The following is a 12,974-nucleotide window of genomic DNA, read 5'->3' on the forward strand; positions in this document are numbered from 1 at the left end:
CTTACCACTCTGTCATTCCTTTGTTGGAACTTCGGGTACTTCTACTTCACCATTTAATATTTTTTCTTTCCACTCTTCCACAGCTTTCAGGACATCTTCAGGAAGATGTTCCTGTGAAGATGATAATCCTACAGCATTTTCTTCAAGTCCGTATTTAAGCTGCTCTCCACCAGGGTAATTACCATTTTTTGCTTTTTCAGCAAGGTCTTTGACAGCAATATCAATGCGTTTAATATTAGAAGTGAGAGTGACATTGTATGTTTCTCCATCAACTTCTACATTGCCTTCTTCTGCTTGGTCACGATCAACGCCAATGACCCATACTTCTTTATTTGGATCTTTCTTTTTCAAGTTTTTAGCTTCTGTAAATACGCCATTTCCAGTACCACCAGCAGCTTGGAAAATAATATCTACTCCAGAGTTATACATAGCGGCAGCGATCGATTGTCCTTTTCCTGCATCTCCAAAGCTGCCTGCGAACTCTATTTGCAGCTCTGCATCAGGATTAACTGCTTTTACACCGGCTTGGAAACCACCTGCGAAACGATTAATGACCTCGCCTTCTACACCACCGACAAAACCAATCTTATCCGTTTTTGTCATCATAGCTGCAACAACACCAACAAGGAAAGAGCCTTCGTGGTCTTTAAAATTAATACTAACAACATTGTCTTTCCCTTCAATTAATTCATCCACAATCGCAAAATGAGTATCTTTGCGTTGTTCAGCTATTTCTTCGAGTGATTCTTTAAGCGCATAACCAATTCCATAAATCAGATCAAAGTCATTTTTCACAGCTGTGTTTAAATTTGTTTTATAGTCAGCTTCTGATTTTGATTGTAAATAATCATAACCTTTCGTTCCTTGTTCAAGGCCATTTTCTTCACCGAACTCTTTGATTCCTTCCCAAGCGGATTGGTTAAAAGACTTGTCATCAACTCCGCCAATATCTGTAATCATCGCGACAGTAAATGTCTCATCGTCCTTTTTACCTGTATCTCCAGCGTTTTCCTTTTTGTTATCATTGCTTGCACCACATGCACCTAATATTGTACCTGCGGCCAATACTAGTGAGAGCGCCAAACCAAATTTACGCTTTTTCACTTTTTGTACCCCCTAAAATTTTCATGATTTAGTAGGAATTCCTTTCTAGGCCAAGTTATACACGCTTTCTTAATACTTGAAAGCAAAATACATCAGCTTTGAAATAATTTACAGAGTAGAGAATGGGCTTGTCCTCTTCATTGAAGTGAAGCTGCTTTAATACGAGTAAAGCCGTTTCAGGAGCACAATCCAAAAGAGGTGAAATTTTGTTATGATAGCCAATTGGAATGATCTCAGCTACTGCATGTGTTATTTTACACGTCCCTTCTTTTTCTAGCATACTAAAAAGCGAAACATCTTCATGTGTAAAATTTCTAGGTACATATTTCCCTAGCAATTTATCCATACAATAAACAACCGGGTTCCCATTTGCGGTTCTAACTCTTTCAATTGCCACAATTTCTTCATCACTCTGGCAAGAAAATCGATTGCGATCTGCTTCTGTAGGACGCAATGTCGATGAGTTTAATAAAATGGTGCCCGGCTCCATCCCTGCTTGTTTTATCATATAGGTAACACTATTTAGTTGTTCTATCCCTGAGGTAAACAAAGGTTTAGGACTAACAAATGTTCCTACTCCATGCCGACGGATGATAACGTTTTCTTCTTCTAAGACACGAAGCGCTTCACGCAGTGTTGCTCTACTGACGCCTAGCTGCTTTGCCCATTCAAACTCCGAAGGCAATCTCTCCTTTTCCTTGTAGATTCCTAAGGAAATGTCTTGTTTAATACGATCCATTACTTGTAAATATAAATGTCGGTTATCTGCCTTAATCGTCATAGAATTTTCACCCACCATCCTCTAAAGACATCAGACCTCTGATGTAAAAAACTCCTACTAATCGAGATTACTATATCATTTTTTTATGAATTAATAAAGTGAAACTTCCTTGAATGAAGCCTTATTAGCAAAAGTTATTATCTGAAAGACTCGAACAATCAAATTTTTTTGCTAATCGAACGATTCCTGCTTTAATACTTTTCTCTCTATTGTAGATATTTTATTTGGTCATAACAGCAATTTAAGGGATTATGACATAGAATCATTCAGGTATTCAAATTATTATGTGTGAGGAAGCTTACTAAGGTAAGATTATGATAAAATGCTAAAAGTGTCGCTTTTCCTAAATAAAAAATTGGAGCTAAATGGATTTTCGATGTTTATTGTAGAGCAACCAAGATTGTAATTGTTAATGAAAGAGTGAATTGTGAATCTTTCGCATACAATCGTCAATTTTTTTGTAATTAAATCACAATTAATAAAACTATATTAAATTTATTTCCCAAAAATATCAAAAAGACCTTTCAAAAGTTCAGTGAACTCATGAAAGGTCTTTAATAGAAAGTCATTTTTAATTGTTTTAAATTCGAAGGTTTTAAAGTTGATTTAGACCTTCCAAACCTTGTTTGATATTCACTTACATCGTTCCATTTCCTGCAAAAGACAATACAATAATTTATGAGCTTTGTTCTTCCGTTGGTTTTTGAATTAATACTTTACGCGGCTTGCTGCCTTCATACGGACCGACAATACCATTTACTTCCATCGCATCAATTAGCCTTGCTGCCCTTGTATATCCTATCCGGAATCTTCTTTGTAGCATTGAAACAGAAGCTGTTTGCATGTCAGCGATTAATTGGACGGCATCTTCATACAATTCGTCATCAACCATCTCTGTTGTTTCTTGAATGTCATCAGGGATCATTTCTTCATGGTACTGTGCTTTTTGTTGGCCAATTACAAAGTTGACAACTTCTTCAACTTCTTCATCTGATAAGAAAGCTCCTTGGATGCGAACAGGCTTTGAGGAGCCAACAGGAAGAAAGAGCATGTCTCCTCTTCCGAGCAGCTTTTCTGCCCCTCCCATATCCAAGATTGTACGGGAATCAGTAGTCGAAGAAACAGCAAAAGCGATTCGTGATGGAATGTTCGCTTTAATCACTCCTGTAATGACATCGACTGAAGGACGCTGAGTGGCAATGATTAAGTGAATACCTGCCGCCCGTGCCATTTGTGCTAATCGTGTAATAGAATCTTCTACATCACTCGATGCTACCATCATTAAATCTGCTAATTCATCGACAATAACAACGATAAATGGCAGCAAAGGCTGCTTGTCATCTTGTTCAGCGTTATGCTTTTTTATATATTCATTATAGCCTTCAATATTTCTCGTTCCCGTATGAGAAAAGAGATCATAGCGCCGTTCCATTTCTCCAACGACTTTTTGCAATGCCTGCGAAGCTTTTTTCGGATTCGTAACCACTGGAGCAAGCAGATGCGGTACACCATTATAAACATTCAATTCAACCATTTTTGGGTCTATCATCATCATTTTTACTTCATGTGGTTTTGCACGCATTAAAATACTTGTAATAATACCGTTCACACAAACACTTTTACCGCTTCCCGTTGCACCAGCAACGAGCAAATGAGGCATCTTATTTAATTCTGCCAGCACAGCTTCCCCAGTTATATCTCTGCCTAAACCAATTTGAAGCTTTGCCTCTGGATTATTTTTTTCTTTAGCATCCAATACTTCACGCAAAGATACGACTGCCACCTCTGTATTTGGCACTTCAATACCGATTGCTGATTTTCCTGGAATAGGAGCTTCCATACGAATATCTTTTGCTGCCAAAGCCAAGGCGATGTCGTCGCTTAAACTTACTATTTTACTCACTTTCACACCAACGGCAGGATGTACTTCATATTTCGTTACTGCTGGACCTAAATGCACCTGTGTAATTCTCGCATTGACACCAAAGCTTTGAAAAGTGCGCTCCAGTTTGCGGGCATTGGCTTGAATTGAGCTGTATTCTCCGCTTTGATCCGTTGTTCGCGGACGATTGAGCAAGGAAATAGGGGGCAATTGATAATCTTTATTTTCTACCTCTACAAAAGTAAGCGGCGGCACTATTTCTTCCCCATGTTCGACCGTAGAATCTCCTGTTTTTGCTTGCATTTGCGGCTCTATTTCTTGTATCGTTTCATTCTCCATTTCTACTTCATCAATATATGCTTTTTCAGCAAAATTGGAAATAATCGGCTCGGAACTAACTTCCACTAATTCGTCTTCCATCGTGTTTGCTTCTGCCTGTACAGCTGAAACTTTTGGTGCTTTCTTCTGCTTATGTTTACCCTTTTTGCCAGACTTCCAACTATTTAACTCTTTTCCTGCTGCTAGCCATTGCCCTTTAATAAAATGAGCCAATTTTTTGCTGCATTTCGCTAGGATTGCTCCCAACGATTTACCTGTTATTAATACGATAGAAATTACGATCAGTACAATACTAAAAATATTCGTTCCTAATGCATCAAATAAAAAATAGGAAGCTGCAAAAAACACTGCGCCAACCATGCCGCCGCCTAAATCAACTGTCGACGTTTCCCCTTTGACATCTTGCCAAAAGAAATCCCACGTATTAGCAACGACACTAGGGTTTTTAATCACTCCATCGTTTGTTAACAGTTCAAATAGTGTTAAGTGGCTTAATAGCAAAATGCTAATGAGCAGCAAATAAAATCCAAGCAGTCTTTGTGTTAATAAATATGGCCACTCGTTTTTAACCATGAAATAACCAGCAAGTGTGATCATTGCTATAAACGCGATAAAATACCATTCTCCAAAGAAAAAACGAAAAAAATAGACAAAGCCTTTTCCAACTGCGCCTAATTGGATAATGGAGATTAAGCTAATTGCTATAAGGACAATCCCACCAAGTTCATATTGCAGCGATTGCTTTAATTTTTTTGAACGTCGTTTGCGACGCTTTTTTTTCGCCACCAACATCACCTTTTTCCATCTATGATGAAAGAAAGCAGCCAAATTAGGGCTGCTTGTCCAGTTTCTTCTATCTCATTATAGCACATGCATGATGGTTATGACATTGGTATAGCAAGGATTTATCTCATGCTTAACGTACAATAGTCCCTTCGCCTCAAGATAATGGAAATGAAACATACAGGCAGGTTAGAAAAGAGGCTTATGAAGGAAGAAAGTACTCTTGTATGAGAATTGTGGCCTGTCTAATTGGAAAAAACATCTTTAAAATCACTCATAAGGCTTATATAGAGAGATATTGTCCGGGAAGCAATTCTGAGCGTAAGTAATCATTCGGATTACTGCTAAGGAGCCGGATTATGCGGTAGCGATTTTCTTCTTGTTCTACAATTAGTGAAATACCGTTCACTTCTACCGTTGTTTGCTGTGTAAACATATTGCTTTCCTGTGGGAATATAAGCTCCTGAGGGATTGTTGTATGCAAAATCATTGTAACAACCTCTTTTCTTGTGAATCATTTCTCTTCAAAGCAATTAGTTCATTTAACTTTTTCATCGCGCTTCCAATCCCGCCTACTTCGTTAATCAAACCAATTTCGACGGCATGAGCGCCAACAACGTTTGTCCCAATATCTCGTGTTAAATTTCCTTTCGCAAACATTAAGTCTTTAAAAACTTCCTCGGAAATTTTGGATTGTCTCGTTACAAATTTAATGACCCGTTCTTGCATTTTATCTAAATACTCAAATGTTTGCGGTACACCAATGACAAGCCCCGTTAAACGAATAGGGTGAATCGTCATCGTCGCTGTTTCGGCAATAAAAGAATAATCGGTAGAAACAGCGATAGGAACACCAATGGAGTGGCCACCGCCTAAAACAATAGAAACAGAAGGCTTTGAAAGTGTCGAGATCATCTCTGAAATAGCTAGTCCCGCTTCGACATCACCGCCAACAGTGTTTAATACAATGAGCAGCCCTTTAATGCTTGGATTTTGTTCGATCGCTACAAGCTGTGGAATAAGATGCTCATATTTGGTTGTTTTATTTTGCGGCGGTAGCTGCATATGGCCTTCAATCTGGCCAATAATCGTTAAACAATGAATATTAGAGTCTTGAGATAACTGCGGAACATTCGTTTGTCCTAGCTGTTGAATCTTCTCAACTGTTGGAGATGTTTTCGTTTCTTCATTCTTTTTTTCACTATCGTAATCACCGTTGCTGCCGTTTCGCATAAACTCCCCCCTCTTCTCATTTCCAATAGGCAATACACTCTGGATAACAATTTAATTTTGACTGCTACCGTTATTATCTTCACATCTAATCAATTCATACGTATATTCTTATACATGGAAATAGGAAGCGTCGTCATCGAACGCTTCCTTTCACGATAGTTTATCCTTGTAAGGAATATTGTCAACATTTTTTTAACAGCTCTAAATAGATTGTTTATAGCCAAGTTCGGCAGATATAGTGGCTGCACATGCTTTCGTTTGTTTTTTAATGTTTTCTAAATCTGTGCCTTTAAAACGGCTTGATGCACCGCTCACTGCAAGTGCAGCGACTACTTGATGATGATAATCGTAAATTGGGTAAGAGACGCCTGTTGTCTCTGTGTCTTGTTCTCCATAGCTAATAGCAAAGCCATTCTTGCGAATTTGCCCCAACTCTTCCATCAGCTTCTCTTTCTTCCCCGCCTGCAGCACCTTTGTCTGCGTCGCTTTAGGAAGAAATGCCAATAGCAGCTTCGGTCCAGAGCCAAGATAAAGCGGGGATCTTTTCCCGATTTTTGTATATAATCTTAGAGCGCGCTTGCTTTCTACTTTCTCAATATAAACTGCTTCAAGATTATTCTCAATCACGAGATGAACAGCCTCATTCATCTCACCAGCTAATTTTTTCATCTGAGGTAAAGCTATTTCCCTGATCTCTAGCTGTTCAGAAACTAAATTTCCAAGCTCTAAAAGTTTTAAACCAAGCTTATATCGCGCGTCATGTTGAGATTCTTTTGATTTCAAGACAAAACCGCAATGTTCTAATGTTCTTAACAATCGAAATACGGTAGGCTTTGGAAGTTGAGATTTTTCTGTTAGTTCCTTTAAACTTAGTTCGGGTTGTTCCTCTGTAAATAAATTTAATAGCATCAGTGCTTTTACGACGCTCTGATTCATGTTCTTCTCCTTTATGAAGTTGGTCAAAAAGCTGCCAGCGTCACGTTGCTGTATCAGTTATCACCTATATGTCACATGCTTTGCTCTCTTTTGAAAAGCAGCTCTTATTTCCCTGTTTCACAGACTTCTATGTGTGCATCACGCAATGTTCAACAATATGAACATCACGCTTCTTCATTGCTTCAATATACGCCTTCCCAGGAACTATTTGTTCTGGTGGATAAACACCTCTTTTCACAATTAACCCACTCGCAATCATTTGAGCGACAACGGAAATCGTATTTGCTGTTGCTCGTGCCATTGCTGTTTCTTGGTTGGCTTGGTCTCTGTAGGTCGTCATTTCATATTCATAGGCGACCTGCTCCCCATGTTTTTCTCCCGCTACAACGACTCGCAATAAAACAGCGTCATCCTTGTCTTTTAAATCAACAATTGGATCTAATACTTTTAATAGCACTTTACGTGGGTTGATCTTATGCCCATCTACTTCAACCTCATAATTCTTTTTCGTTAAATTTAAATCAACGAGCAATTTAAACTTTTCTGCATGGCCTTTGTAGCGAATTGTCTTATATTCTAGACAGTCTAGTTCTGGAAAGGAATAGGCTAATGTTGAGGTTCCACCTGCTGTGTGAAATGCTTCAAGTGGACCAAATTTTTCAAAGTGAATTGTTTCTACCTCTGATAAAGACGGGATCATTTGTTTCACACCATTTCGGATAATGAAAGAGGGGTCTGTATAATGGTCAAACACACCTTCCATTGAAAAAACATGGTTGTACTCTAATGGAGGATCTGGCCTCACAGGTATGCCTCCTACATAAAGTTTAATCGATGTTGTTTTATCAAGTTGGCTAGCGCCGTAGCCTGCTAATATATTCACCATTCCTGGCGCTACACCTAAATCAGGAATGAGAGTGACATTCGCCCGTTTTGCAATTTCATTTAATTCCAAGACGTGGTCGGTTGCCTGCCCAATATGCCCTCCTAAATCAACACAATGTGTACCTGCAGCGATTGCTGCATTTGCCACTGCTTCATTAAATGTATAAAACAAGGCATTAATTGCCACGTCAAATCCTTTTAAAAATTCGATCAGCTCGTTACGCTGAGTTGCATCAAGAAAAACCGCTGATAGTTTAGAAGATTGAAGCTTTTTACAAACAGCTTCGGCCTTTGATAAATCCATATCTGCTAAAACAATTTGTTCTACTCCCTCACTATTTACTAAATCACGAGCTGCTTCTTTTCCCATCAATCCTGATCCTAAAATGGCTATTTTCACCATTCTATACCCCCTTTATTTAACTCATTTTATGCTTTAAAAATCCTGCGCCTCAAAGAAAGAAGTGTGTGACGCAGCAATTACACATCCATATCTATTTGAGCACGCTGCAGCTTCCCACTAAAGTCTACATAGACACTTTTCCATTCTGTAAATACATCCAACGCTTGCACACCTGAATCTCGATGGCCGTTGCCTGTTCCTTTTGAGCCTCCAAATGGCAAGTGAATCTCAGCACCTGTCGTTCCAGCATTAATATAAACGATGCCAGTATCTAAATCACGTTGTGCTGTAAATACGTTATTCACATTTTTTGTAAAGATGGCACTCGAAAGTCCATAACTAACTCCGTTATTGATCTCAATTGCCTCTTCCAGACTTTGCACTGGGATAATAGAAGTAACTGGCCCAAAAATTTCTTCTTGCGCAATCCGCATCGTTGGCCTGACGTTTGTAAATAAGGTTGGAGCATAATAATAGCCGTTACCCAGATGTTTATCTTCGAGGATGCTGCCGCCTGCAAGCAGCTTGGCTCCTTCTTCTTGACCAATTTCAACATATTGATGGATTTTCTTTATTGCCCTCTCATTTATTACTGGCCCAACTTTAATGCCATCTTCCAAGCCATTGCCAATCGTAAGTTTTTTCATTTCTGCGAGCAAACGCTGTTCCAGTTCCTCCTTTACCTTCTCGTGGACTATGATGCGAGAACATGCAGTACACCTCTGGCCACTTGTACCAAATGCGCTCCAAAGGATTCCTTCAACAGCTAAATCAAGATCCGCATCCTCCATCACAATAACCGCATTTTTACCGCCCATTTCTAAGGAAACGCGCTTCAAGGATCGGCCGCATTTTTCCGCAATACGCCGCCCTACTTCATTCGAACCAGTAAAGGAAATAACATCAATATCAGGATGCTCAACGATTGCATCACCAACTTCAGCTCCAGAGCCTGTTACTAAATTAATAACACCTTTAGGTAGTCCAGCTTCTGTGAATATGTTGACTAGTTCCTGCGCCATTAATGGCGTTTCAGTTGCAGGTTTCCAAATAACAGCGTTTCCAGCAACGATAGCTGGGAATGATTTCCACGTAGCGATTGCGATAGGAAAATTCCATGGTGTGATAATTCCTACGATCCCAACAGGAACCCGAACACTCATTGCAAATTTGTCTTTTAATTCTGATGGTGTCGTATCTCCTGTAAGACGCCGGCCTTCCCCAGCCATGTAGAAAGCCATGTCAATACCTTCCTGCACCTCACCGCGAGCCTCTTCGATCACTTTTCCCATCTCTGACGTTAAAATTTGAGAGAGTCTTTCTTTTCTCTCTTTCATAAGCGCCCCAACTTGATAGAGAATCTCCGCACGCTGCGGTGCTGGAACAAGCCGCCATTTTTTTTGCGCTGCTTTTGCTGCTGCAACGGCATTGTCGACATCTTTGCTTGTCGATAATAATACTTTCCCTAAAACACTCCCATTTGCTGGATTGATAATTTCTGTGAAACGCGAATTTTTTGAAGCCGTCCATTCACCATTTATATAATTTAAAACGGATGCTCCATCTACAACTGTATTGGCCATTATGCCAGCCCCTTTCCTGTTTTCTTGTTTTTACTTGTCATCAAATAGGCGAATATCGCCTGTCAAGTTTGCTAGAAGCATACTTAGAAAATTCGTTCATCGTTCCCTATCTATTTAGTATTTCGATTGCGTATTTGCTGGATTGTTTGAGCAACAGCTATTTGTTCACGATCCATTTCGATCTCAATTAATGTTGGTTTTTTATCTTTTATTGCTTGCTGCAATGCTTCTCCCAATTCTTTCTCTGTTTTTACAAAGATACCTTTCGCTCCAAGCGACTCTGCTAGTTTGACGAAATGAATACTGCCTAAATCAGTCCCAATTACTTTTTTCGGAAAATGTATTTCCTGATGCATGCGTATTGTTCCATACATACAATTATTAAACACAATGCTGATGATCGGTATGTTGCAGCGTACTGCTGTTTCTAATTCCTGTACCGTCATCATGAGACCACCATCACCAGAAAGAGAGACAACAACCCGATCAGGACAAGCAAGCTTTGCGCCAATTGCCGCTGGCAATCCGTATCCCATTGCACCAGATGTCGGACCGATATACGTGTTTTTCTGCTTAAATTGATAGAAAGTATGAAGCCAGCCTGCAAAATTTCCAGCGTCATTTGTAATAATCGCATCATCTGGCAAGTTTGCTTGCAAAGTAAAGATGACATCTGTATTCGTAAGCGGCTTTGTTGACTGCTTTTCAGGTCTAGCCGTTGCCTGTTGGTAAATATGGCGTCTTTCCTGACTCCAATCTTTCCATGCTGGCTGAATATCAGTTTTTAATAAAGCAAGAAGTGCTTCTTTTGCATCAGCAACAATTCCGAGCTGAGGAGAATATACCTTTCCTAAGACAGCTTCATCAATGTCTACATGCAGAAGCTGCTGGGTAGGAGAAAACAGCGTATAGTCTTGGGTTGTTACTTCAGATAACCTTGTGCCAATTGCGAAAATGACATCTGCTTTTTGCACTGTTTGAAGAATACCAGAGTCAGTTCCTAGTCCAAGATGACCGGCATAAAGCGGATGGTCGTTTGGAAATACATCATGCCTGCGAAAAGCAGCAACAACCGGCAGCATGTTTTTTTCCGCAAATAACAGGAGGGCCTCCTCAGCACCGGCACTCATTACACCGCCTCCTGCTAGAATAATAGGTGTGCTTGCTTGCTGTAATCGAGCAGTAAGTTCCGATATTTCCCGTTGACTAGGTGCAGGTGCAGGACGAACAGAGACAGGGCCAAACTGCATCTCCGCCTCCTCCTTCAATAAATCTTCTGGCAAGGAGACAACAACTGGACCAGGACGGCCTGTTTTAGCAATCCGAAATGCTCTCTGCAAAAGTTCTGGTATTCTTTCCACTGCATTTATTTCTACTGTCCATTTGGCAATTGGAGCAAAAAATTGCTCCAGCTCTACTTCTTGAAAACCTTCACGCCCGCGAAATTTACGATGAACTTGACCCAATAATACAACCATTGGCGTTGAATCCTGATAAGCGGTATGAACCCCAATCGCTAAATTGGCTCCACCTACTCCCCGAGTGGCCATGACGACACTCGGTATTTTTGCAGCCTTTGCATAACCCTCTGCCATAAAAGCGGCGCCGCCTTCATGACGAGCTGAAATCAGTTTCATTGACTCCTCATCTAAAATGGCATCCATGACAGGCAAGTAACTTTCACCAGGTACACAAAAGATAGTTGTTACGTGTTCCCTTTTAAGACATTCCACAATCGCTTTCGCACTTGAAAGCTGCATCTTATCACTTTTTTGTTGCCCCATTGCTTGAAGCATCTCTATCCCCCTCTTCGTTCCAAATTTTTCATTCTTGCGGCTGCTTCCTTTAACCGTACTGTTGGAACTGAAAGTGAGAGACGAAAGTAGCCTTCACCTGAAGGACCAAAAGCATTTCCAGGTGTAATAACCACACCAGCTTCTTCTAGCAATTTTTCAGTGAACTGTGTTGATGTGTACGTTGGCGGTACGCGTGCCCAAATAAAAAAAGTCCCTTGCGGTTCCTCCACTTCAATGCCTATTGTACGCAAAGCAGAAAGCATCGTATGAAGACGCTCTTCGTACACTTGATTATTATCAACGACGGTCGTAAAATCACTTAACATTGCCGCCGCAGCCGCTTTTTGAATTGGCAAAAATTGACTGCTATCAATATTACTTTTAATCGTTGCAAGTGCACGAATCATGTCTTTATTGCCAACGACATAGCCGATGCGCCAACCTGTCATGTTAAAGCTTTTCGATAATGAGCCAAACTCAACGGCAATATCTTTCGCTCCAGGAACTTGCATGATACTCGGAGCAGCATAATCGCCGAACGTCACAAGTGCATAGGCAGCATCATGGATGACAGCAATTCGATATTTTTTTGCAAACGAGATTGCTTCTTGAAAAACAGCCAAGTCTACAGTTGCAGCCGTAGGATTGCTAGGATAGTTTAGCACCATCATTTTTGCATTTTGGCATGTATCGATAGAAAGTTCTGAAAATAATGGGCGATATTGATTTTTTGCATCTAAGGGAAGATGAAGACATTCTGCTCCTGCAAGGTATGCAGCAGTTCGGTAAACAGGGTACCCTGGATCAGGGATTAAGACAGTATCACCTTTATCTATCAATGCAGGAAAAATATTTGCAATCCCCTCTTTTGATCCAATCAGCGTTAAAATTTCTGTCTTGGGATCAAGCTGTACACTGTAGTGTTTCTCATAAAATGCTGCAATAGCTTCACGAAATTCTTCACACCCTTCATAAGGCGAATACGTAAAATTTTTTGGCTTAGCAAGCTCCGCTATCATCTTTTCAACAATAAAATAAGGGGTTGGCAAATCAGGTGCACCAATTCCTAAATCAATCACATCAATCCCTTTCGCTTGTAAGTGTGCTTTTTTCTCATGAATGACTGAAAATACATATGGCGGTAAACCTTGCACTCTTTTTGACATCCAGCACATGTTTTTACCCCTTCCCTTTCTAACCATTCCGATATATGAAACGTCATTTCAAAGTATTCATACAAATTATATGA

At 40.0% G+C, this 12,974-nt stretch carries 10 protein-coding genes; all 10 read right to left on the minus strand.

Annotated features, from left to right (window positions below; translation table 11 throughout):
- Window positions 1-12 precede the first annotated feature (12 nt).
- The 10 genes from J2S08_RS07905 to J2S08_RS07950 all read right to left on the minus strand — a co-directional run bounded on the left by J2S08_RS07905 (window position 13) and on the right by J2S08_RS07950 (window position 12,900).
- Window positions 13-1,104: a BMP family lipoprotein gene (locus J2S08_RS07905; protein ID WP_307228332.1), complete on the minus strand. Its 1,092-nt coding sequence runs from the start codon at window positions 1,102-1,104 to the stop codon at window positions 13-15.
- 55 nt (window positions 1,105-1,159) lie between these two features.
- Window positions 1,160-1,885, minus strand: coding sequence for a GntR family transcriptional regulator (locus tag J2S08_RS07910; protein ID WP_307228334.1), 726 nt, complete (start codon window positions 1,883-1,885; stop codon window positions 1,160-1,162).
- Between the two features lie 676 nt (window positions 1,886-2,561).
- Window positions 2,562-4,898: a DNA translocase FtsK gene (locus J2S08_RS07915; protein ID WP_307228336.1), complete on the minus strand. Its 2,337-nt coding sequence runs from the start codon at window positions 4,896-4,898 to the stop codon at window positions 2,562-2,564.
- Between the two features lie 274 nt (window positions 4,899-5,172).
- A complete protein-coding gene (locus J2S08_RS07920; RefSeq protein ID WP_307228338.1) occupies window positions 5,173-5,379 on the minus strand; it encodes a YlzJ-like family protein in 207 nt (68 codons plus the stop codon).
- Window positions 5,376-6,122, minus strand: a complete 747-nt coding sequence (locus J2S08_RS07925; RefSeq protein WP_307228339.1) for a ClpP family protease — start codon at window positions 6,120-6,122, stop codon at window positions 5,376-5,378. The genes J2S08_RS07920 and J2S08_RS07925 overlap by 4 nt, the downstream gene beginning before the upstream one ends.
- 201 nt (window positions 6,123-6,323) lie before the next feature.
- Entirely contained in the window at window positions 6,324-7,058 is a 735-nt protein-coding gene (locus J2S08_RS07930; protein ID WP_307228341.1) for an IclR family transcriptional regulator, read from the minus strand.
- A gap of 127 nt (window positions 7,059-7,185) precedes the next feature.
- Window positions 7,186-8,343 carry a saccharopine dehydrogenase family protein gene (locus J2S08_RS07935; protein WP_307228569.1) on the minus strand — a complete coding sequence of 386 codons (1,158 nt, stop codon included), beginning with the start codon at window positions 8,341-8,343 and terminating at the stop codon, window positions 7,186-7,188.
- An 80-nt stretch (window positions 8,344-8,423) separates the two neighbouring features.
- A complete protein-coding gene (locus J2S08_RS07940) occupies window positions 8,424-9,929 on the minus strand; it encodes an aldehyde dehydrogenase family protein (RefSeq protein ID WP_307228343.1) in 1,506 nt (501 codons plus the stop codon).
- A gap of 110 nt (window positions 9,930-10,039) precedes the next feature.
- Entirely contained in the window at window positions 10,040-11,725 is a 1,686-nt protein-coding gene (locus J2S08_RS07945; RefSeq protein ID WP_307228345.1) for a thiamine pyrophosphate-dependent enzyme, read from the minus strand.
- Window positions 11,726-11,727: 2 nt separating this feature from the next.
- A complete protein-coding gene (locus J2S08_RS07950; RefSeq protein WP_307228347.1) occupies window positions 11,728-12,900 on the minus strand; it encodes an LL-diaminopimelate aminotransferase in 1,173 nt (390 codons plus the stop codon).
- Between the last annotated feature and the right edge of the window lie 74 nt (window positions 12,901-12,974).

Origin of the sequence: Bacillus chungangensis (assembly GCF_030812995.1) — a bacterium.
In the GTDB taxonomy this organism is placed as follows: domain Bacteria; phylum Bacillota; class Bacilli; order Bacillales; family Bacillaceae_C; genus Bacillus_CF; species Bacillus_CF chungangensis.

What these genes read in the sequence shown, in the direction of transcription:
- J2S08_RS07950 (WP_307228347.1), bottom strand. Translation starts at nt 12,900, where the DNA reads ATGTGCTGGATGTCAAAAAGAGTGCAAGGTTTACCGCCATATGTATTT.
- J2S08_RS07940 (WP_307228343.1), bottom strand. Translation starts at nt 9,929, where the DNA reads ATGGCCAATACAGTTGTAGATGGAGCATCCGTTTTAAATTATATAAAT.
- J2S08_RS07945 (WP_307228345.1), bottom strand. Translation starts at nt 11,725, where the DNA reads ATGCTTCAAGCAATGGGGCAACAAAAAAGTGATAAGATGCAGCTTTCA.
- J2S08_RS07925 (WP_307228339.1), bottom strand. Translation starts at nt 6,122, where the DNA reads ATGCGAAACGGCAGCAACGGTGATTACGATAGTGAAAAAAAGAATGAA.
- J2S08_RS07930 (WP_307228341.1), bottom strand. Translation starts at nt 7,058, where the DNA reads ATGAATCAGAGCGTCGTAAAAGCACTGATGCTATTAAATTTATTTACA.
- J2S08_RS07910 (WP_307228334.1), bottom strand. Translation starts at nt 1,885, where the DNA reads ATGACGATTAAGGCAGATAACCGACATTTATATTTACAAGTAATGGAT.
- J2S08_RS07915 (WP_307228336.1), bottom strand. Translation starts at nt 4,898, where the DNA reads ATGTTGGTGGCGAAAAAAAAGCGTCGCAAACGACGTTCAAAAAAATTA.
- J2S08_RS07920 (WP_307228338.1), bottom strand. Translation starts at nt 5,379, where the DNA reads ATGATTTTGCATACAACAATCCCTCAGGAGCTTATATTCCCACAGGAA.